General features: G+C 71.6%; 17 protein-coding genes, 1 tRNA gene and 1 pseudogene. 6 read left to right on the plus strand and 13 right to left on the minus strand.

The genetic code is table 11. The features are described from left to right. Positions 1-105 precede the first annotated feature (105 nt). The gene (locus ACT3UL_RS02125) at positions 106-1059 is read left to right on the plus strand and encodes an SDR family NAD(P)-dependent oxidoreductase (RefSeq protein WP_444576473.1); all 954 of its coding nucleotides are present in this window, start codon (positions 106-108) and stop codon (positions 1057-1059) included. A 107-nt stretch (positions 1060-1166) separates the two neighbouring features. Here the strand turns inward: ACT3UL_RS02125 and ACT3UL_RS02130 are convergent. Further along, positions 1167-1254: transfer RNA gene (locus tag ACT3UL_RS02130), tRNA-Ser, on the minus strand. Between the two features lie 77 nt (positions 1255-1331). On the opposite strand from ACT3UL_RS02130, the gene ACT3UL_RS02135 reads away from it, so the two are divergent. Together ACT3UL_RS02135 and ACT3UL_RS02140 are read left to right on the plus strand one after the other, a co-directional pair. After that, positions 1332-2309 (plus strand): MDR family oxidoreductase, encoded by a 978-nt coding sequence (locus ACT3UL_RS02135; RefSeq protein ID WP_444576474.1) that lies wholly within the window; start codon positions 1332-1334, stop codon positions 2307-2309. 2 nt (positions 2310-2311) lie between these two features. Then, complete coding sequence (locus ACT3UL_RS02140) at positions 2312-3289, plus strand: NAD(P)H-quinone oxidoreductase (protein WP_444576475.1); 978 nt, start codon at positions 2312-2314, stop codon at positions 3287-3289. On the opposite strand, the gene ACT3UL_RS02145 is transcribed toward ACT3UL_RS02140, so the two are convergent. Together ACT3UL_RS02145 and serS are read right to left on the minus strand one after the other, a co-directional pair. Next, the gene (locus tag ACT3UL_RS02145; protein WP_444576476.1) at positions 3244-4110 is read right to left on the minus strand and encodes an HAD family hydrolase; all 867 of its coding nucleotides are present in this window, start codon (positions 4108-4110) and stop codon (positions 3244-3246) included. The two genes, ACT3UL_RS02140 and ACT3UL_RS02145, sit on opposite strands and share 46 nt — an antisense overlap. A gap of 103 nt (positions 4111-4213) precedes the next feature. Beyond that, complete coding sequence (serS, locus tag ACT3UL_RS02150) at positions 4214-5476, minus strand: serine--tRNA ligase (RefSeq protein ID WP_444576477.1); 1263 nt, start codon at positions 5474-5476, stop codon at positions 4214-4216. A gap of 63 nt (positions 5477-5539) precedes the next feature. Here serS and ACT3UL_RS02155 point away from each other — a divergent pair, with 63 nt between their 5' ends. Then, complete coding sequence (locus tag ACT3UL_RS02155) at positions 5540-6784, plus strand: diacylglycerol/lipid kinase family protein (RefSeq protein ID WP_444576478.1); 1245 nt, start codon at positions 5540-5542, stop codon at positions 6782-6784. On the opposite strand, the gene pheA is transcribed toward ACT3UL_RS02155, so the two are convergent. The 6 genes from pheA to ACT3UL_RS02185 form a co-directional block, all read right to left on the minus strand. After that, a complete protein-coding gene (pheA, locus tag ACT3UL_RS02160) occupies positions 6775-7773 on the minus strand; it encodes a prephenate dehydratase (protein WP_444576479.1) in 999 nt (332 codons plus the stop codon). The two genes, ACT3UL_RS02155 and pheA, sit on opposite strands and share 10 nt — an antisense overlap. Before the next feature lie 81 nt (positions 7774-7854). Further along, positions 7855-8442, minus strand: coding sequence for a GNAT family N-acetyltransferase (locus ACT3UL_RS02165; protein ID WP_444576480.1), 588 nt, complete (start codon positions 8440-8442; stop codon positions 7855-7857). Between the two features lie 112 nt (positions 8443-8554). After that, entirely contained in the window at positions 8555-9094 is a 540-nt protein-coding gene (locus tag ACT3UL_RS02170; protein WP_443397795.1) for a GNAT family N-acetyltransferase, read from the minus strand. After that, entirely contained in the window at positions 9091-9672 is a 582-nt protein-coding gene (locus ACT3UL_RS02175; protein ID WP_444576481.1) for a GNAT family N-acetyltransferase, read from the minus strand. The genes ACT3UL_RS02170 and ACT3UL_RS02175 overlap by 4 nt, the downstream gene beginning before the upstream one ends. Further along, entirely contained in the window at positions 9672-10100 is a 429-nt protein-coding gene (locus ACT3UL_RS02180) for a GntR family transcriptional regulator (protein WP_444576482.1), read from the minus strand. Before ACT3UL_RS02180 ends, ACT3UL_RS02175 begins: the two co-directional genes overlap by 1 nt. Beyond that, positions 10097-11053, minus strand: coding sequence for a hypothetical protein (locus ACT3UL_RS02185; protein WP_444576483.1), 957 nt, complete (start codon positions 11051-11053; stop codon positions 10097-10099). The genes ACT3UL_RS02180 and ACT3UL_RS02185 overlap by 4 nt, the downstream gene beginning before the upstream one ends. Positions 11054-11253: 200 nt before the next feature. Here ACT3UL_RS02185 and ACT3UL_RS02190 point away from each other — a divergent pair, with 200 nt between their 5' ends. Next, positions 11254-13338 carry a hypothetical protein gene (locus tag ACT3UL_RS02190; RefSeq protein ID WP_444576484.1) on the plus strand — a complete coding sequence of 695 codons (2085 nt, stop codon included), beginning with the start codon at positions 11254-11256 and terminating at the stop codon, positions 13336-13338. Positions 13339-13383: 45 nt separating this feature from the next. Here ACT3UL_RS02190 and ACT3UL_RS02195 read toward each other — a convergent pair whose 3' ends face one another. The 4 genes and pseudogenes from ACT3UL_RS02195 to glsA all read right to left on the minus strand — a co-directional run bounded on the left by ACT3UL_RS02195 (position 13384) and on the right by glsA (position 18428). After that, positions 13384-15261 carry a glycosyltransferase gene (locus ACT3UL_RS02195; RefSeq protein WP_444576485.1) on the minus strand — a complete coding sequence of 626 codons (1878 nt, stop codon included), beginning with the start codon at positions 15259-15261 and terminating at the stop codon, positions 13384-13386. Beyond that, positions 15258-16088 (minus strand): DUF5926 family protein, encoded by an 831-nt coding sequence (locus ACT3UL_RS02200; protein ID WP_443353707.1) that lies wholly within the window; start codon positions 16086-16088, stop codon positions 15258-15260. The genes ACT3UL_RS02195 and ACT3UL_RS02200 overlap by 4 nt, the downstream gene beginning before the upstream one ends. A gap of 492 nt (positions 16089-16580) precedes the next feature. Then, positions 16581-17216 (minus strand): annotated as a pseudogene (locus tag ACT3UL_RS02205) (GNAT family N-acetyltransferase); the annotation flags it as partial. 174 nt (positions 17217-17390) lie between these two features. Beyond that, positions 17391-18428, minus strand: coding sequence for a glutaminase A (gene glsA / locus ACT3UL_RS02210; protein WP_444576486.1), 1038 nt, complete (start codon positions 18426-18428; stop codon positions 17391-17393). Positions 18429-18516: 88 nt separating this feature from the next. Between glsA and ACT3UL_RS02215 the strand changes: the two genes are divergently transcribed. After that, positions 18517-21390: an FAD-binding and (Fe-S)-binding domain-containing protein gene (locus ACT3UL_RS02215; RefSeq protein WP_444576487.1), complete on the plus strand. Its 2874-nt coding sequence runs from the start codon at positions 18517-18519 to the stop codon at positions 21388-21390. Positions 21391-21595 lie beyond the last annotated feature (205 nt).

A 21595-nucleotide genomic window follows, 5' to 3' on the forward strand; every position in this document is an offset into this window, starting at 1 on the left:
AGCCGGACGGCCTGCCAGGCGACTGCTCCATGCTACGCGGAGTGCCGTGCCCTCCGGAGTGCGGTGACCCGGCGCCCATCCAGCCGACGTCCCTACGATGGCGTGATGAGCGCCATGGAGTGGGAGCACCTGCCCGAGCCCGATCTCACCGGTCGCACCGTCGTCATGACGGGCGCGAGCGACGGACTGGGCCGGGAGGCGGCGCTGCAGCTGGCCCTCTGGGGCGCAGATCTCGTGCTGCCGGTGCGCACGCGCGCCAAGGGCGAGGTGGTCGCGCAGCGGATCGTTCGGGAGACCGGCCGACGAGGAGCGGTGCGCCTGACGTCGCTGGATCTCGCCGATCTGTCGTCGGTGCGCGCGGGCGCCGAGGAGATCGAGCGTCTCGTCGGCCCGAGCGGGATCGACCTGCTGATCCACGTCGCCGGCACGGTCACCCGGCAGCGCCGACAGACGGCCGACGGATTCGAGATGATGACCGCGGTCAACGCCCTGACTCCGTTGCTACTGACCGAGACGCTGCTGCCGCTGGTGCGGGAGCGGGTCGTGGTGGTCGCCTCCGATGCGCACACCTTCGGGACGATCGACCTGGAGGATCCCCACTTCCGGCGCGGCGGCTGGTCGCTGCGCGCCGGGTACGGACGCTCGAAGCTGACGACGATGCTGTGGGCCCGGGAGCTCTCCGGCCGGCTCCGGGCGGAGGCCTCAGGAACGGACGGCTCAGGCGTGGACCTGCAGCTCGTGCATCCGGGCTGGGTGCTCACCAACCTGCAGAACGCGACCGGGTCCGCACGGCTGGACCGACTGGTCACCGAGGTCACCCGGCCGATCGCGATGTCGGCGCAGCGCGGCGCCGCCTCAGTCCTGTTCGCCGCCACCCAGCCGCTGCCCCCGGGGTCGTACATCGGCCCCGACGGTCGCGGTGCGCTGCGCGGTCGGCCGACGTTCCTGCGGCGTTCGGCGGCCGCCCTGGACCCTGACCTCGCTCGGGAGGTCTCGGACTGGGCCCGTTCCGAAGTGGGCCTGCCCAGCAGGTCCCGGGATGGCGGCGCCCGGCGGTGAGCCGACCTGCGGTCGACGACTCGCGGACCGCGAACCGAGGTCGACCCTCGGACCACGATCGGCCCCGGAGCAACTGCACGAGATGCCCGGGGCCGGTCATCGATCGGCGGAGGGTGCGGGATTCGAACCCGCGGTACGGGGTGACCGCACATTGGTTTTCAAGACCAACTCATTCGGCCGCTCTGACAACCCTCCCCAGGCCCGGAGGCCCTCGAGAAGTGTACCGGGACTAGGGTGGCGGGATCTGCACCCGAGGGAGAGGATCACCCCGCATGCGCGCCGTACTGATCGACTCGAAGGACTCCGACGCCCGCTTCGTAGAGGATGCCGACGAGTCCCTGCTCACCGGGCCCGTGGAGCTGGACGTGCTCTTCTCGAGCTACAACTACAAGGACGCGATGGCGATCGCGGGCAAGGGCATCGCCCGCTCCTTCCCGCTGATCCCCGGCATCGACGTGGTGGGCCGGGTGACCGCCTCGGAGGCCGAGCAGTATTCGGCCGGCGACCTCGTGATCCTCAACGGCGACGGCATCGGCGAGTCCCTCCACGGTGGCTTCGCGACCCGGGCCCGGGTGCGGCCCGACGCCCTGGTGCGCCTCCCGGCGGAGATCTCCCCCGACCGCGCCGCGGCGATCGGCACCGCCGGATTCACCGCGATGCTCTCGGTGCTGCGGCTCGAGGACACCGGGATCGAGCCCGGCAGCGGCGACGTGCTGGTCACCGGCGCCTCCGGCGGCGTCGGGTCGATCGCGGTCGCGCTGCTCGCCGCCCGCGGCCACCGCGTGGTGGCATCCTCCGGGCGGGACGAGGAGAACGGCGAGTACCTGCGTGATCTCGGCGCGGCCGACGTCATCCACCGTTCCGAGCTCTCCGAGGAGCCCGGCAAGCCGATGCAGTCGCAGCGGTGGGCAGGAGCGATCGATGGCCTGGGCAGCACCACGCTCGCCAACGTCCTCGCACAGACCGCCTGGGGCGGCACGGTCGCGGCCTACGGGCTCGCCCAGGGCACGGACCTCCCCAGCACCGTGCTGCCGTTCATCCTGCGAGGAGTGACCCTCGCGGGCGTGAACTCGGTGGAGGCCCCGCTCGCGCTGCGCGAGCGCGCCTGGGAGGCGCTCACCCGGGAGCTGGACCTCGACCTGCTCGATTCGCTGACCACCGGCATCGGCCTGTCGGAGGCGATCGCGTTCGCCCCGCGGATCCTCGCCGGCGAGACCCGTGGCCGCACCATCGTGGAGGTGACCCAGTGACCATGCGCGCGCTGTCCATCACCGAGGATCACCAGCTCGAGCTGGTCGATCTCCCCGAACCCGTCACGGCACCCGGCGAGGTGCTGGTCGACGTCGTCGCCGCCGGGGTGAACCGTGCGGACCTCGCCCAGGTCGCCGGGATGTATCCCCCACCGCCGGATGCGTCGGAGCTGCCGGGGCTCGAGGTCTCCGGTCACCGTCGCGACACCGGGGAAGCCGTGGTGGCGCTGCTGGCCGGCGGCGGCTACGCCGAGGTCGTCGCGGTGCCCGAGGGGCAGCTGCTCCCGGTGCCCGAGGGGATGGACCTGGTCGACGCCGCCGGCGTGGTCGAGGTGTGCGCGACCGTCGTCTCCAACCTCGTGCTCGAGGCCGGCCTCGTCGAGGGCGAGACCGTGCTGATCCACGGCGGCACCGGCGGCATCGGCACCATCGCGATCCAGCTGGCACGGCACCTCGGTGCCCGCGTGCTCACCACCGTCGGCTCCGACGAGGCGATCGCCACCACCCGTGGCCTGGGTGCGGACATGGCCTGGAACCGGCACACCACCGATCTGCTCGAGGCGGTGCGCGAGACCGGCGGGGCCGACGTCATCCTCGATGTCGTGGGCGGTCCCACGCTCGCGGACAACGTCGGGATGCTCCACGAGCACGGACGCCTGGTCATCATCGGCACCCTGGGCGGGGCGAGCGGCGAGCTGCCGATCGGCCTGCTCATGGGCAAGCGCGGCCGGGTCATCGGCACCACACTGCGCTCCCGCCGCACCGAGGCCAAGCGCGAGATCCTCGAAGCCACCCAGGCCCTGGCCTGGCCGCTGCTCGCGGACGGCTCCCTGCGGATCCCGATCCACGCCCGCTTCCCGTTCGAGCGGGCCGCCGAGGCCCACGCGGTGCTCCGCGAGGGCGGCCATCTGGGCAAGGTCGTCCTGGAGGTCGCTCAGCCGAGCAGGGTCTCCAGCACCAGCACGGTGCCGTCCTCGTAGACGGAGTCCGTGACGGTGTCCGCCACGTCCTTCACGCCCTGGGGCGCCTGGCCCATGGCCACGCCCACGCCGGCCCACTGGAGCATCTCGGTGTCGTTGAAGCCGTCGCCGACGGCCACGGTGTGCGCCGGCTCGATGCCGAGATCCGCGCGCACCGTCTCCAGGGCGGTGGCCTTGGAGACGCCGGGGGCGGCCATGTCGAGCCAGGCCGTCCAGCCGATCGAGTACTCCACGCCGTGCACACCGGATTCGGCGATGACCTTGCTGAACTCCTGCGGGCTGAGGTCCGGCACGTGCACCACCACGCGCACCGCCTCGAGCTCGAGGAGGTCCTCCAGCGGCTTCTCCTGGGCCTGCACGCCGAAGCTGGCGTCCTGGAAGCCGGTCGTGGCCTGGAAGGAGCCGTCGACCATCTCGACCGCGTAGTGCGCGTCGGGTGCGACCTCCCGCAGGGTCCGCAGGGCGTGGCCGGGCCGGAAGGCACGGGTGTCGATGATGCGGTACCCGCCGTCGGCCGCCGGATCCAGCTCCAGGGTGACCGCCCCGTTGGAGCAGACCGCGTACCCGCGGGTGATGCCCGCGGCCTCGACGATCGGGAGCGTCGCTCCGAGAGAGCGGCCGGTCGAGATGACGACGGTGTGCTCCGTGGCGGCGCGCTGCAGCACGCGCCGCATCGGCGGGGACATGACGCCGTCGTGGTCGACGAGGGTGCCGTCGACGTCGAGTCCGATCAGCAGTCGCTTCCCGGGCAGGTCGCCGAGGTGCTCCTCCAGACGGGTCCGGGTGGCATCGCGGTCGGTGATCGCCGTGGCTGCATCCATGCCACCGAGTGTCTCAGCGCCGTCTGACACCCGGGTGAACCGGCGGTGACGGACGGCGTCGCGCAGGCGTCGCAGTGCTCCGCGTCCGGAGAGTCGGGTCATGTCAGGCCACGACCTCGAAGGTCTCGCGCCCGCCGAGGTAGGGGCGCAGGCCCTCGGGGACCACGACGGAGCCGTCGGCCTGCTGGTGGTTCTCGAGGATCGCGGCGATGAAGCGCGTGGTGCCGAGGGTTCCGTTGAGCGTCGCGACGGGGCGCAGGCCGTCGTCGGTGCGCTCGCGGATGTTCAGCCGCCGGGCCTGGAACTGGGTGGTGTTCGAGGTGGAGGTGAGCTCGCGGTAGGTGTTCTGGCTGGGCATCCACGCCTCGCAGTCGAACTTGCGGGCGGCGGAGGTGCCCAGGTCACCGGCGGCGGTGTCGATGATGCGGTAGGGCACGTCGATGCGCGCCATCATCTCCCGCTCGAGGTCCAGCAGGCGCTCGTGCTCCGCGTAGGAGTCCTCGATGCGGCAGTAGCTGAACATCTCGACCTTGTGGAACTGGTGCACGCGGATGATGCCGCGGGTGTCCTTGCCGTAGCTGCCGGCCTCGCGGCGGTAGCAGGCGCTCCAGCCGGCATAGCGGATCGGGCCGCCGGACAGGTCGAGGATCTCGTCCTTGTGGTAGCTGGCCAGCGCCACCTCGCTGGTGCCGACGAGGTACAGGTCGTCGTCCTTGTCGAGGTGGTAGACCTCGTCCGCGTGCTCGCCGAGGAAACCGGTGCCCTCCATCGACTCCGGCAGCACCAGGGTCGGGGTGATCATCGGGGTGAAGCCGGCGTTCGTGGCCTGGTCGATCGCGGAGTTCAGGATCGCGAGCTCGAGCTGGGCGCCGACGCCGCGCAGGAAGTAGAAACGGGCACCGGAGACCTTCGCGCCGCGGGCCATGTCGATCGCGCGAAGACCCTCGGCGATCTCCAGGTGGTCCTTGACCGGGTGGTCGAAACGGGGGTTCTCGCCGACGGTCTCGCGCAGCTCGAAGTCCTCCTCGAGGCCCTCCGGGGCGCCCTCGGCGAGGTTCGGGATGGCGCGCAGGGCGCTGTCGCGGGCGGCGATGGCCTCTCCGGCCTCGCCCTCGAGGCGCTTGACGTCGGCCGCGAGCTGCTTGACCTCGGCCAGCAGCGCCTGCTTCTCCTCGCCCGTGGCCTGGGCGACCTTCTTGCCGAAGGCCTTCTGCTCGGCGCGTGCGGATTCGAAGGACCCTGTCGCCTCGCGCCAGCGCGAATCGGCCGCCAGCACGGTGTCGACGGTGGCGGGGTCTCGTCGGCGCGCCCTCTGGGCATCGCGGACGGCATCGGGATTCTCTCGCAGGAGCCGCAGATCGATCATTGCACCAGGGTACCCGCGCAGGAGGCGGCGCCAGTCGGCACTCGCCGTCAGTACTCTGTGACCATGGATCAGACCCTGCTCTACCTCAGCATCGCCTCGATCGTGATCACGGTCGTGACCGTCGTGCTGCTCGTCGTGGTGCTGCGGCACCTGGGGCGGCATCGTCGCGAGATCGCCGCGCTGCGGGCCGCGACCGAGGGATCACGCTCCGAGGCACGTGCAGGGACCGGTCCCGCCGGGGACGGCACCTCTGCCGACGCAGCGGGGGCCGACGGGACCGACGCAGACGGGAAAACGGGGGCCGACGGGGACGCGCATGACTCCTCGCCCGCGGACAGCATCCGACGGGTCGCTGTGGTCCTGAACCCCTCCAAGTTCCAGGACGCCGAGATGTTCCGCACCCGCGTGCGCGAGGCCGTCGAGAAGCTCGGCGACGCCGAGGTCGCGTTCTACGAGACGACGGTGGAGGATCCGGGCCGCGGCCAGACCCGTCGGGCCCTCCAGGAGGGCGCCGATCTTGCGGTCGCCGCCGGCGGCGACGGCACCGTGCGACTGGTGTCCTCCGTGCTCGCCGGTACCGAGACCCGGATGGCGATCATCCCCGCCGGCACCGGCAACCTGCTGGCCCGCAACCTCGACATCCCGCTCGAGGATCCCACCGCGGCGATCACCGCGGCGCTGAGCGGCAAGGACCGACGGATCGACGTGGGCTGGCTGCGCAGCGGCGGCTCCGTCTCCGAGGCGGCCGCCTCCGCCGAACAGATCTTCCTGGTCATCGCCGGGTTCGGAGCGGATGCCGAGATGATCGGCCACACGGACGACACCCTGAAGAAGCGCCTGGGCTGGATCGCCTATGTGGTCGGCGGCGTGCGCACGATCCTGGGCCGCTCGGTCGACGTCATGCTGGACTTCCCCGACGGCACCCGCCACGCCCACAAGGCGCGCACCGTGCTGCTGGGCAACGTGGGCAGGCTGCCCGGCGGCTTCGTCCTGATGCCGGATGCCACGGCGGACAACGGCCGCCTCGAGATCGTGGTCGCCGGATGGAAGGGCGCCGCCGGGTTCAGCCAGGTGCTCACGGAGGTCGTGACCCCGAAGCTGGTCCCGAAGGGCAGGTTCGCCGAGCGCACCCGGCTGTCCACCATGAATCGCTACCAGGCCACCGAGGTGCGCGTCGCGACCACGAAGGCTCAGCCCGTGCAGCTCGACGGCGACACCGATGCCGAGGCGACCCATCTGATCGCCCGGATCGACCCGGGCGTGCTGCGCCTGCGCGTTCCCGCGGGAACGGAGCGGGATCAGCCCTGAGGAGGCTGTCGGTCCGTGCTCGATGACCCCGGCGAGGGCGGGGTGACCATGCCGGTCAGCGATTCGATCCAGGCGTGGGCCTCGTCGTAGGTGGCGTCGGCGAACTCCTCGCGTGTCTCGGGGCTGATCCCGTCGATGCGCGGGTAGGAGCCGAGGTAGTGCACGACGGGGCAGATCCGGTGCAGCGCCCGCAGCGAGGCGGCGACGCGACGGTCCTCGATGTGCCCCTCGACGTCGAGCGAGAAGGAGTACCGGCCCAGGAAGTCGCCGATGGGTCGGGACTCGATGCGGGAGAGGTTCACCCCGTTGGCGCTGAACATCTCGAGGGTCTCGAGCAGAGCGCCGGAGCGGTTGTGGGGCAGCTGCACCACGAGGGTGGTCTTGTCGGCGCCGGTGCGGGCGGGGATCCGGCCCTCGCGGGTGACGAGCACGAACCGAGTCTGGGCGCCGGCGTTGTCCTCGATCTGCTCGGCGAGCACCGTGAGCCCGAAGTGCTCGGCGGCCAGCGGCGAGCAGACGGCGGCGCGGCCGCGGGCCTCCTCGAGGCTCATCGCGGCGAGGTCGCGGGCGGCCGCGGCGGTCGACGACGCGGTGGCGACGTTCGCCGAGGGGACGTTGCCTCGCAGCCAGCCCTGGACCTGGGCCTGGGCGTGGGGGTGGGAGGAGACGACGTGGAGGTCCTCGAGCGGGGTCTCCTCGCGGGCGGCGAGCACGAAGGTCACCTGCACGATCTGCTCGGCGACGATGGTGATGGAGTCCGTCGCGGCGAGCACGTCCAGCGTGCCGGAGACACCGCCCTCGACGGAGTTCTCTATCGGCGCGATCAGCGCGTCGATGTCCCCGGCGAGCAGGTCGGTGGTCGCGGTCGCGACCGCTGTGAAGGGCACCTGCTCCACCGTGTCCGTGAACTCACGGGGCATGACCGCCAGAGCCTGCAGGAGCGCCTGGTGGGTGAAGGTGGTCTCGGGGCCGAGGTATCCGTACCGCATGGGAGCAAACACTACTGCTCAGGGGCGTGGTGCCGTGGTGCGGCCCAGAACGGGCGGCCCGTCGACCGGCCCGGGCGCGTCCTACGGGCGCGGCGGCTTCGCCCCGTCACCTATCCAGTAGCGCCGCTTCCCCTGGAGAGTGTTCTCGTACTGGCCTCCGGCCTTCTCGATCGTGCGACGGGAGGCGAGGTTGCCCTCGTCGCAGGTGAACAGGACGGGGTCGATGCCGAGGTCGCGCGCCTCGATCAGACCGAGCTCGAGCGCGGCAGAGGCGATCCCCTGCCTGCGGGCCGACGGCCGCACCGAGTACCCGATGTGCCCGCCCTGATCGAACAGGTAGGTGGTCAGGCGATGGCGGATCGCGAGGAAGCCGAGGATCTCGGCTCCGGCCCGGTGCTCGTCTGCGGAGCTTCCCTCGCCCTCCCCGTCGGCCGCGACGATCCAGCGGCTGGTGCAGTGCACCCAGGGCTCGTCGAGCTCGGTGCTCGGGTCCTCCTCGGCCAGACGCGCGGTCACGAAGTCGATGAACTCGCCGTCGCCCACTGGCGGGGCGGTCGGATCGGCGATGCTCGATCCGTCCATCGCCGTGCCCGCGTAGTCCGCGAGGCAGTCGACGAAGGCCGCATGACGGGAGACGGAGGGTGGGACGAGGCGGAGGGCTGGGCTCATCGGCCCAGGATGCCAGGCCGGCGGAGGACCGGACGCCGAAGTCCGGTCCGGTCCGGTGCAGTGCGGCGCGACCGGTGCGGGGATCCATCGGTCCCTGGGCCCGGAGTCGAGCTCAGCGCAGGTCGAGCACCCAGCGGTCGACAACCCGCTCCGGATCGGCGGGATGACGCTCGGGAGGCCCGGACGGTGACGCCCCGATCCCTCGCGCCACGGCCTGCGACGGGGCGTTGTGCGGCGCGATGAACAGCACGAGCTGCGAGATCCGCTGGTCGCCACGGGCGCAGTCGACGAGCGCTGAGGCGATCTTCTGCCCCAGGCCTCTCCCCCGATGAGCCGGGAGCACCCAGTAGGTCATCGCGGCGTGGCCCCGCTCGACTCCGGGCGCCAACCGATTCAGACCCCCGCCGCCGAGCAGGCGCCCGCCCCCGTCCCCGTCTTCGGCCCCGTCCTTGTCCCCGCCCGAGGCCGTGCCGTCGACTGCGGCGAATTCGCGGATCGGGCCGTCGCCGCTCCACCGCGAACACCGGCTCAGGAACGCTTCGAGCGCCGCGCGATCCCAGGGGCCCCCACTGATCTCCCGCGCCAGCGCGTCGTCCTGGCCGGCCAGCAGGGCATCGGCATCCCGTGGATCCAGTGCTCGGAGACGGATCATCGAGTCAGCCGCTTCCCCATCACGACGTCACCGGGAGCCTGCGATCCGATCACCTGCCAGCCGCGGCTGCGATACAGGGAATAGGTCGGGGCGTCGGCGTCGTCCGTGGTCCCCAGTAACGCCCGGTCGTGCGGGAGACCCTCGAGCATCGCATCGTGGAGCAGCCCGCCGATGCCCCGTCCCTGCGAGCCAGGGTCCACCGCGAGCTCGACGAACTCGAAGTGTCCTCCGACCCAGGGGGCAGCAGCTGCCCCGAGAGTGCGAAGCACGAAGTCAGACCAGAACTGTCCCGGCCTGCCGGTATATCCCCAGGCGAAGCCGACCAGCACTCCGTCGGATTCAGCCGTGACAAGGCGATAGTCCTCGCGAGCGCGGTGGCGTTCCCAGATGGTGCTTCGCCAGTCCTCGACGTCGCGCACCAGATCGAAAGTAGTGGCCCACACGTCCATGACTCTGTCGCGGAAAGCTGCGGCGTCCTCTGACGCATGCGTCGCGATCCGGACGGCGGCGAAAGCAGAGCCTGGTCCCTCCCCCGGTGTCGGCTCCGCGCCGTCCTGGTTCTGCGACAGGTGTGCCATCACTCGTTGGTCGCGGGGGCTTGTCCCGCCAGGGCTGCGCGCACCGACGCCATGATCTCGACGTCGCCGTGGCCCTTGGCACGTGCGTCGGCGACGGGTCCGGCGAACAGCGCGACGAGGTCCGGGTCGGCGACTCCCCCGGATTCCCGGCCTGTCGTCGCGGCGGACCTCTCACTGGCCGCCACGGCTCCCGGCGCCACGGTGGTGCCCGCTCCGCGCCGCGTCACGATGATCTGCGCTTCCTCGAGGAGCTTGTAGGCGCGGGCCACGGTGCCGGGGGCGAGGCCGAGGTCGCCGGCGAGCACGCGGATGGCAGGAAGCTTGTCACCGGGGGTCAGCTCGCCGGAGCGGACCTGCTCGACGATCTCGCGGCGGACCTGCTCATAGGGCGGGGTGGGGTTGTTCATGTCCACCACGATATTGCTCATGGGCGCGCCTCCTGGGTGAACGGCACGATCGATCCGGTCGCTGTGTCGCGCGGGGACCGCACTCCGGGGGGCGAACTGCGGCGGGCGAGCACTTCCGGGAAGACCACCATGACCAGCCCCATCGCGATGGCGAGAAGGCCCACGAAGACTCCAGCACCACCAAGGGCGGCGCAGAACTTCTCCAGCATCGTGGTGCGCGCGAGCCCATCTGCAGTGAGCATCCGGGCCACGAGGAGGGCCGCGACCGGGAGCAGGTACAGCGAGGAGGCGAGCACCAGGGAACCGACCACGGAGGTCGAGGAGCGCCGGCGCAGCAGGATGTCCTGAGGATCGTCGCTGGGTCGGCGCACGAGAATCATTCGGAGCACCAGCACCACGGCAACGCTGACCACGAGGATTCCGGTCCAGATCGGAAAGGTGTAGTGATAGCCCGGGAACGGCGTGAAGGAGGATCGCACGACCTCCCCGGACGGGAGGGCTCGGACGGACGTGTACGCCCGCCCACCATCGGCCATCGCGAAGCAGACCACGGAGACTGCCAAGAGCATGCCGATCGTCACCGCCACGACCACCAGGGCGCTGCGCGGGACGACATCGTTCAGCGTGCGACGGACCAGAGAGGCGCGTCGGATCGCGGCATGCGGCGCGGGCAGGGTTCGCTCCCCGACAGCGATCGCGAGGACCAGCACGAGAGCCGCGGAGGCCGGACCGAGTGTGGCGATCGCTCCATAGGCGAACGGGCCGTACGACGGGATCTCGCTGACGGCGACCGCCGCGAAGGCGGTGAGCACGACCAGGCCCAACATCGAGCCGATCCACCGTGCCGCGAGGGCACCTGGGTGCAGGCCCGTTCGGTCAGCGCCCAGGATCCCGGCGAGCACGAGGACCCCGACCAGGATGAGGGCGAGACCTGCCATGGCCGGGGCCACGAGAAGGACGAGCGTTGCGGTCATGGCGGGCTCCTGACAGTCATCTTGTGCCGAACACTTGACACAATGCCGGATGGCGCGATCTTGTGTCAAGAGTTCAGCACAATCGGGCTTTCGCGCTTCTCGCGAAGAACGCGGGAGGACTCCGTGAGGGAAGCGTGCAGTCCCTGCACCGGGCGTCTCTTCGCCGTCCCGCGGCCAACAGCGCCCCGTAGCATCGTCCTGTGCTTCCCCACCTGCCCGTCTCCTCCCCCGCCCGTCGGCTCCGTGCCCTGCCGGGGGTGCTGCTCGCCCTGGTGCTGAGCGCGCTCGTGCTGGGCCTGGCCCCGACCGCGCAGGCCGACGGCCCGCAGGAGGCCGACGCCCCGGTGCGCCTGGTCCTCACCACCGCCGGCCTGACCTGGGAGGACCTCTCCGCGGAGCAGACGCCGAACCTGCAGTGCCTCGCGGATCATTCCGGGGCGGGCGCCATGAACACCACCTCCACCTCCGTGGTCTCCACCGAACGCCAGGGCCTGGAGACCCTGCACACCGGCTATCGCGGTCTCGCCGCGAAGGCCCCCCGCTCGGCAGGGATCCCCGATCCCCCGGTCGATCAGTGGCAGCAGCTGCCCGTGGGCACCACCGAGATCGATGCCTCCGCGGAGGTGGACCCCGAGCGAGCCGGTTCCGGGCAGTCCGATCCGGAGCAGATCTCCGCGGAGACCGCCGACGCCCTCGCCGGCGAGGACATCGTGCAGGTCGATCTCGGCTCCGTGCCCGACCACGATGATCCCGCCCGCGACCATGCCCTCATCGAGCTCGACGACCGGGTCGGCGTCGTGCTGGACGCCGCCGGCGGCTGCGAGTCGGCCGATCTCCCGCGCACCCTTCTGGTCTCCGTCGCCGCGACCGATCCGTCGGACCCGGACGAGATGGAGCGCACCGGCGCGGTCGCCTCCCGCACCGTGGGTCTGCAGGTCGCGCTCGACTCCGCGTTCCCGGGTCAGGCCCTGACCAGCGGCGCCACGAAGCAGAACGGCGTCGTGATGATGACCGATGTGGTCGCGACGATCCTCGCCTCGTACGACGTCACCGCCGACGGGCTGATCCCCGGTCAGCCCTTCCGCGGCACGGACCACGACGACCCTCAGCTGCTCGCCCTGGACCGCTCGCAGGCCGCCGCGATCGTCGACTCCGCGACCGTACCGGCCCTGGGCTCCTGGCTCGCGCTCGGCGTGATCGGCCTCGTGATCTGCCTGGTCCCGGCCCTCGCGCGGCGCCGGCGGCTCGCTGCCGTGGGCCGCGCCCTCGCCACGATCGCCCCGCTCGCCCTGCCCGTCGGTCTGTGCGCCTCCATCGTGCCGTGGTGGCGCGGAGAGCACGACGCCCTGGCGCTGACCGCCGTGGTCTGGGGCGGGTGCGCGGTGCTCTCCGCGATCGTGCTCGGCGGGCCCTGGCGACGCCACCGGTTCGGTCCGCTCGGAGTCTCCGCCGCCCTGGTCGCCGTCATGATCCTCGGGGAGTCCGCGCTCGGCTCGAGGTTCCAGCTGGGGTCCCCGCTCGGGGCGCAGCCGATCTCCGGCGGACGCTTCTACGGCTTGTCGAACCACCTGTACGGGATGGTGTTCGCCGGCGCGATGATGGCGCTGCTGTGCCTGTTCACCGTGCTGCGCACGCCGCGCGCCCGGGTGGTGTGGACCCTTGTGGTGGGCGCCGCCGTGGCGATCGTGTGCGTGGCGCCGTCGATGGGCGCGGACTTCGGCTCGATGCTCGCCACCGTCCCCACGTTCGGACTGCTCGCCCTCCTGGTCTCGGGGATCCGGCCGAAGGTGTGGCACATCATCGCGCTCCTGGCGGGCGGTGCGGTCGCCGTGCTCGGGGTGTCCTTCCTGGACTGGCTGCGACCGCCCGAGGACCGCACCCACCTGGGGCGCTTCATCGACGAGCTCCTCAGCGGCGAGCTGGTCTCCGTGGTCGTGCGCAAGCTCGCGCAGAACATCGCGATGACCACCGGGTACTGGGCGCTCGCGCTCATCATGCTGCTGGCCGTGCTCGCCTCGATCGCGATCCTCGCCCCGCGCCGCTTCCATCTCGCCCGGCTGGTGGCGCTCGATGCCGAGCATCCTGCGGCCTACCGGGTGCGGGTCGCCCTCGTGGCCGGCACCTGGCTGGGCTACGCGGTCAACGACACCGGGCCGGTGCTGGTCGCCGCTGTCTTCGGGATCTGGCTCGCCTTCCTGCCCGTAGCGCTGCCTGCGCCCCGGCCGACAGGCTCTGCGGACACGGAGCAGACCCTCGCGGTGCAGCAGACGCAGTCGGCGCAGTAGGCAGGGTCGCGAGCTGTCGTTCGCCGAAGGCCGGCGAGCCCGGGCTCAGGAGTCCGAGGCGTTCTCGGCGTCGACGGCGGCATGGACCACGAGCGAGGCGTACTCGTCACCGCTCAGCGGTGGACGGATCGAGCTGGGCAGCTCGGGCTCGGGCACGGTCAGGTGCGACGCGATGATCACGGCGTGCTCGGGGCTGAAGCGCTCCTGGACCGGGGCGGCCTCGAGTCGGGCGGCGAGGGCCTCGAGATCGATGCCCGCGAGATACACGACGTCATCCGGGGCGAAGTCCCCTGCGACAGGCAGCTTCCGCAGCCGACGCTCCAGCGCCTCGAGGTCGAGATCTCCGAGGGCTCGGGTCTCCTCATCGGAGAAAGTACCGCTGACCGGGAGCGCTGCAAGGCGCGCGCGACGGCGATCTGCCAGGTCGGCGGCGGGCTCCCGATCCGTCGACGGTGTCGACGCCGGAGGTGCGGTCGGGACCGGTGCCGTATTCGACGCTGCGGTCGGGGCCGGGGCCGACGGTGAGACTGGGGCCGACGGCGAGATCGTGGCCGACGAGGACGGTGAGTTCGGGGCCGACGAGGAGGACACGAAGGGAGCCTGTTCGGCCTCCGGCTCCGGCTCGGCCTCCGAGGCCGGAGCACTCGGCTCGTCGGGGGCGGCGCCCGGTACCGGATCGAGGTCCCAGGCGTTGACCTCTTCGGCAGATTCCGGTTCCGGCCCCCGCTTCGCCCCCGGCCAGACAGCCCGCACAGACGTCGGGCGCGGCTGGACGGTGCCGCTGTCCCGCTCGGTTGCGGCGCGCCGCTCCCAGGCGGGCTCCGCAGCGATGTCGGGCTCCGGGTCGGTGGTCGGATCGACGTCGTCGGCGCCTGCGGGATCTACCTCGTCGGCACCTGCGGGGTCGACCTCGGGCGTCTCACCCGTCGACGCCTCATCCATCGGCGAATCGTCCGCAGCCAGCTCGGCGGGATCGACGCTCGGCTCATCAGCGAGATCGACGGCGGGGTCGACGCTCGACTCAAGAGCGGTGTCGACGGCGGGCTCGACAGCCTGCTCATCGGCGGGGTCGACAGCCGACTCATCGGCCGGATCGTCCGGCAGGACATGACGGCGGCGGGCCAGTGCCCGCACCACATCGCGCAGCTGGGCGGCGCGGTGCAGCTGACCGCGCAGATCCTTGCCGGTGGCGCGGTGCGCCAGAGACGTCTCGATCTCCTTGACCCAGAACCCGCCGGTCAGCGCGTCGATCGTCAACGACGTCTCCACGCCCCACCCCGGCGCGAGCGGCTGACAGGCGTCCCAGGTCTCCCGGGTGATGCAGCGGGTCCCGGACAGCGGCTGAGTGGCCTCCCAGCCGGTGGCACGCAGGATGCCGCGGCGGGCGGTGCCCACCACGATGCCCATGCCGCCGGCCCCGGCCTGGGGCGGCAGCAGGGCGATCGCCATGTCGACGCCCTCACCGAGGACCGCATCCGCCAGGGGCTGCGCGGTGGTGACGGAGGATTCCATGTCAGCATCCAGGAACAGCAGGGCGCGCGGCGTCATGGCCTGGCCGTCGATCACGGGCAGCGGCCCGGTGTGCCCCGGCGAGCGCGGCTCGGCGTGAAGCTCCTCGGAGAAGCCCGCGCCTCCGTCGGCGCGTTCGGCATCCTCCCGGAGCGCGACCACCTGCGCACCGGTCGCCATCGCCGCCGCCTTGCCGCGGTTGGTCTTGTGGCGCACCACGAGGGCGTCGGCCCCCATGGCGACCGCAGAGGTGGCGTCGGTCGAGCCGTCGTCGACGACCACGACCAGGTCCACACCCTGGATCTCGTGGGCGGCCCGGATGGTCGCCTCGATCCGCTCCGCCTCGTTCTTGGCGGGGATCACCACGGCCACCCGCTCCGGGCGGTGGGCCGTCAGCGGCCCCGCCGCACTCATCGCAGGGTCACCTGTCGGGCCACGATCCCGCCCCGGGCGCGACGCTCGAGCGCGGTGAGCGGTTCTTCGGTGTGCAGCGCCTCCTCGAAGCGGGTGCGGAACGCCTCCGCCTCCGCCTCGACGCCTTCGGCGCCGAAGCCCTTGGGCAGATCCCACACGGGGATCGCGAGACCCTCGGCGCGGAAGGAGCCGACGTACTTGGTGCCCTCGCCGACCCCCGACTCACGGCGCGCGTGCAGGCGGGTCACCGCGTCGATGACCTTCTCCTCGTCGGCGTCGAGCACCCAGCGCAGGTGCTCCTTGGGGCCGGCATCGACCCAGTAGGCGTGCTCGAGGCCGGCGACGGCGCGGGTGGGCATGATCGACTGGTTCGCCTCCTGGATCGAGGACTCGATCTCGGGGGTGCGCTCGGCGCTCGGGTCCAGCCAGAACTCGAAGGTGTCGTGCACGGTGATCGTGAAATCGCCGGTCAGGTCGAGGATCTCCTGCAGACGCGGGGCATCGTCGTCCAGGGTCACCGAGGTGATCGGGTTGCCGGGCTCGAGGGCGAGGGCCTGCTTGATGGCCTGCCCGATCCCACGGGAGAGGTCCCCGCCGGGGTAGGCGGCCTGGATGCCCACGGTGATGCTGCCGTCGGTGCGCCGCACAGCGGGCCACGCCATCGGCAGGATCGTCGCGATCTCGACATCGACCGCGCCGTGCTCGGCGGTGGTCTTCGCGGCCATGGTCGCCGCGGGGATCAGCTGGCGCATCGCCACCAGATCCTGTTCGTTCGGCAGCCCCTCGAAGGGGCGAAGGACCAGGGCATCTCGAGAGGTGGAACTCATGGCGGCAAGTCTACCGATCCGCAGGCGTGCCCCGTCGGATGCTCGCGCCACGATTCCTGTGCCGCGCCCCGCGCGATCAGGATCGAACACGGGCGAGGAGGCGAGTGCGGCCTCGAGCACGCGCAGATCCGCCGGATCCATGTCCCGTCCGTGACCGGGGCGGGGGTGCTCGGGGCGACGGGTGAGGTGGACCGGCACCGTCGCCAGTCCCAGCCTCCGGGCCACGGCGATGCGGTGATTGCCGTCGATGGTCGCGAACTGCTCGTTGAAGGCCAGATCGATCGGGGTGCGCATGCCCTCGCGACCGATCAGCTCGGTCAGACGGTCCAGGTGGGCGGGGGTGTCCAGAGTGGGGGTGCCCACGCGCTCCCGGTCCACGGCCCGGTACCGGGCCACGAGCTCGGTGGGCAGCTCGACGCTCTGCTGGCCCATCGGGGCGGCGCGGCGCTCCATGAGCAGCTCGGTGTCGTCGTCCGGATTGCGGCCGATCACCCCGAAGCCGCAGCTCTCATAGAGCCGACGGGCGGGCATGTTGGTCTCGACGACCGCGAGGCGCAGCCGGGTCATCGGGTGGTGCGCGGCGAGGTGGTCGACGCAGGCGGCGATGAGGGCGCGGGAAGCCCCTGTCCGGCGGGCCTCCGGCGCCACCCATACCGAGATCAGCTCCGGCAGCGAGCTGGCCCGCTCAGGAAACATGAGCCGGGCCATTCCGACGGGCCCATCGGCGGTCTCGACGACGAACGAGACCATGGGCGCGGAGACCCCGGCACGCCAATGCTCCTCCGTGTCCCGAGCGAGAACCTCGGCCAGGGTCCTGCCGAAAGCCCAAGGAGAGTCGGCCAGGGCGCGCAGACGCAGCTCCCGCCACACGGGCCAGTCATCGGGCGCCAGCACCTTCGCGGAGATCATGCCGCAAGGTTCGCATCCGACCGAGCACGCCACAAGCGAGCACGTCGCGAGCAGGCCTCCAGCGGAGTTCAGCACCCCCGACACGGCTTCTGCGGCCGGCTCCGTCCTGCTTCTGCACAGACCTGCGTACCCCTGCCCACCCAAGCACGCCGCATCGATCCGCAACTGCGTCGAGTGGCGCCAGGTGTGCAGGCTGCCCGTATATGGGCGAGCCTGCATGCCTCGCGCCACTGGATACGTCAGCGGGAACAGGATGCCGGTTCACGGGGACGGGGCGAGGCAGGCCAGGCGAGGCGAGGCAGGCCTGGCCAGGCCAGGCAGGCCCAGCTGGACTAGCGGGACACAACCGGGTTCAGCCCGGCAGCTCCCGGCCCCTCGCCTCTTTCCCCCACCTCACGGATGAGTGCCGACCTCCATCAGCTCCTGGGCGCACTCCTCGAGGTCACGCGGCACCACCCCGTCGAGCATGTGCAGGGCGAAGTCGGCGCTGAGCCGCTCGAAGAAGTAGGTGCCGCGCACGGAGTTGCCGTGCAGGTCGAGCTGCGGGGCGTAGCTGGCGATGCCGAAGCGGGAGGGCAGCGCGGCGATGATCCCGCCGCCCACGCCGGACTTCGCGGGCAGTCCCACGTCGCTGACCCAGTCGCCCGCGTTGTCGTACATCCCGCAGGTGAGCATCACGGAGAGCACCTGTCGGGCGGCGACACGGGAGAACACCTTCTCTCCGGTGAGCGGATTGGTGCCGCCCGAGGCGAGGGTCGCGGCCATCACGGCGAGATCGGTGACGGTGGTGAGCACTGCGCAACCCTCGATGTATCCGCCGACCACTTCGGTGGCGTCCTCGGTCATCGAACCGGCCGCTCGCAGCATGTACGCGAGGGCGAGGTTGCGGTCGGCGATCGTCAGCTCCTCCTCCCTGGTCTCGTGATGCAGCTCGAGGGGGCGCCCGGCGGCGGCATCGAGCACGTCGCGCAGGCGCTGGGTGCGCTCGGCCTGGGTGGGGCCCAGCATCGCGTGGGTGCGGATCGCCCCGATGTTGACCAGCGGGTTCTTGGGCTTCTTGGAGTGCCGGTCGATGCTGAGGGCGTTGAACTCCTCCCCCGTCGGCTCCTCGTCGACCACGGAGTCGACGTAGTCCATCCCGTGGAGATCGATCGCGGCTCCGTAGGCGAAGGCCTTGGAGATCGACTGCACCGGGAAGGCGTGGTCGGTGCCGGCGGAGGTGATCTCGCCGTCGATGGTGCAGACCGCTACGCCGAGGTGGTCCTCTCGGGCGCCGGAGAGGTAGGAGAGGTCCGGGATGTCGCCGACGGATTCGGCGCTGCCGGAGATCCCGCGATCGGGGAGGACCTCGTCGTCGGTGGTCTCGGGCGCTGTCGCGGTGGACAGCGCGATCGAGAGGCGGCTCAGGTAGGTGTTCAGTGCGCTCGTCACGGATCCGACCGTACAGGCCGCCTCCACCGGCGACCTCATGCGGCGAGAAGCCGCCTCGCGCCCCCGACCACCCGCGATACCGTGAGGCATGACTGTCGCACCCCTGCTCGACACCGATGTCGTCGCCCGTCATGCGCTCGCGCACGACGCCTCGCACTACCTGCTGCTGCCCGAGGCCGTGACCTCCCCCACCGACGAGGACTCCGTCGTGGCGCTGCTGCGGGAGGCGATGCGGGCGCGTCGGCCCCTGACCTTCCGCTCCGGCGGGACCAGCCTGTCCGGACAGGCGCAGTCCGAGGCGGTCCTGGCCGATGTGCGCACCCACTTCCGCACCGTCGAGGTGCTCGATCACGGCGAGCGCGTGCGCGTGGGGCCCGGGGCGACGCTGCGCCAGGTCAACGCACATCTGCTGCGGCAGATGCGGCGGCTGGGGCCGGATCCGGCCTCCGAGGTCGCCTGCACGATCGGCGGAGTGATCGCCAACAACTCCTCCGGCATGGCCGCCGGGACCGCCGAGAACTCGTACCGCACGCTGGAGTCGCTGCGCTTCGTGCTGCCCTCGGGCACGATCGTGGACACCGGGCTCGAGGGGGCCGACGCCCGCCTGCGGCGTGAGGAGCCCGATCTCCATGAGGGCCTGGTGCGCCTCATGCGCCGCGTGCGGGACAGCGCCGAGTCCACCCGCGTGATCCGTGAGCGCTTCGCGCTGAAGAACACGATGGGCTACGGGATCAACGCCCTGCTGGACTTCGAGACCCCGGCCGACGTGCTCGCCCATCTCGTGGTCGGCTCGGAGGGCACCCTCGCCTTCGTCTCCTCCGCCGTGTTCCGCACCGTGCCGATCCAGAAGCACATCACCACCGGGCTGCTCGTGCTGCCGTCGCTCGAGGCCGCGACCGCCGCGCTGCCCGAGGTGGTCGGCGCCGGGTTCGCGACCGCGGAGCTGATGGACGCCCGCTCCCTGATCGTGGCGCAGGGCCTGGCCGGGGCGCCCCAGGAGATCCTCGGCCTGGACGTCGAGCGCCATGCCGCCCTGCTCGTCGAGCACCGCAGCGACGACCCCGCCGAGCTCGCGCAGCGCGCGGCCGATGCGGTGGGGATGTCCGAGGGGCTCGGCCTGTCGGTGCCGCTGGAGATGACCACCGACGCCGCCCGTCGGGCCGCGATGTGGACCACCCGCAAGGGCCTCTATGCCGCGATCGCCGGCGCCCGCCCGGCGGGCTCGACCGCCCTGCTCGAGGACGTGGTGGTGCCGGTGCCCGAGCTCGAGGCCACCTGCCGCGGCCTGCAGGACCTGTTCGACCGTCATGACTACGACGAGTCGGTGATCTTCGGGCACGCGAAGGACGGCAACATCCACTTCCTGCTCAACGAGCAGCTCGGTGAGGGATCCACGCGCCTGGAGGCGTTCACGCAGGACATGGTCGAGCTGGTGCTGGACCACGGCGGGAACCTCAAGGCCGAGCACGGCACCGGTCGCGTCATGGCCCCGTTCGTGGAGCGCCAGTACGGGCCGGAGCTGTACGGCGTGATGCGGGAGCTCAAGGCGTTGGTGGACCCGGCCGGGATCCTCAACCCGGGTGTGGTGCTCACCGACGATGCGACCGCCCATATGCAGAACCTGAAGCCCGTGATCGAGATCGAGGAGGAGGCGGACCGCTGCGTGGAGTGCGGCTACTGCGAGCCGGTGTGCCCCTCCAAGGACCTCACGCTCACCCCGCGCCAGCGGATCGTGCTGCGCCGCGACGCGAACCTCGCCGAGCAGCGCGGGGACCTCGCCACTGCGGCCGCGATCCGCAGCGCGTACGAGTACGAGGGGCTGGAGACCTGCGCGGTCGACGGGATGTGCGTGACCGCCTGCCCCGTCGGCATCAACACCGGTGACCTGGTGCGACGCCTGCGGGCGGAGGACGCGAGCGCGGCGCCGAACGCGGCCTGGAAGGCGGCGGCGGGGAACTGGGACCTGCTGACCCGCGGGGCCTCGGCCGCGATGAGCGTGGCCGGGACCCTCCCCCAGGTGCTGCCGCGGGCGGCGACCGACGTGGGCCGCGCCCTGCTGGGCACGGACACGGTGCCGCAGTACCGCAGCGAGCTGCCTCGACGGGGTGGGTCGGTGCGACGCGCGGGCGGCCGCGGCCGGGCCTCGGCCGACATCGGCGCGGTGTACCTCCCCGCCTGCGTGCACACCATGTTCGGGGCCGCCGAGGAGCCTCGCAGCAGTGACGGTGGGGCGTCCGGCGGCTGCGGGGGCAACTGCGCGTGCGGGAGCGGAGGCGGGAAGGGTGGTGCGACGTCGTCGGGTTCGCCGTCGTCCCCGACGACCGCCGCCGGGGTCCCGGCGGCGCTCGATCTCCTCGCCCAGCGCGCCGGCATGCGCCTGGCCGTCCCGGACGACGCCGCCTCCCTGTGCTGCGGCACCCCCTTCTCCTCCAAGGGCATGACCGGCGCCAAGGAGTGGATGCGCGACCAGGTGCGCACCGCCCTGCTCGCCGCGAGCCATGACGGCGAGCTGCCCGTGATCGTGGACGCCTCCAGCTGCACCGAGGGGATCCACCAGGCGATGGAGGGCACCGGGGTCGAGGTGCTCGACGCGATCACCTACGTGCGTCGGCGCCTGCTGCCGCAGCTGAGCGTGCGCGAGCCCGCCGGGTCGGTGACCGTGCACCCCACCTGCTCGACCACCCACTTGGGGGCGACCGACGACCTGATCGCGATCGCCGAGGCCGCCGCCCGCGATGTGGTGGTGCCGGTGGACTGGGGCTGCTGCGGCTACGCGGGCGACCGCGGCATGCTACACCCCGAGCTCACGGCGTCGGCCACCCGGGCCGAGGCCGCCGAGGTCGCCCAGCGCGAGACGGACTGGTACGTCAGCTCCAACCGCACCTGCGAGCTCGGCATGCAGGCCGCGACAGGGAAGTCGTACCGGCACGTGCTCGAGCTGCTGGAGGCCGTGACGCGGTGATGGCCTCTGCCTATGCTTCGACCGAGAGCGGGAGGTGGGCAGGCATGGCGGAGTTACGAATCGAACTGGACCTGAAACTGATCTTGGGCGCCCGAGAGCTCACCGGTGCCAGGTCGCACCGAGCTGTCGCGGAGCTCGCACGTCGCCACCTACTCGCCTCGAAGCAGAAGGACAGCATGGTCGACGCCATCACCGAGTTGGGCGA

Origin of the sequence: Brachybacterium sp. 107, from assembly GCF_052379725.1 — a bacterium.
Taxonomy (GTDB): Bacteria; Actinomycetota; Actinomycetes; order Actinomycetales; family Dermabacteraceae; genus Brachybacterium.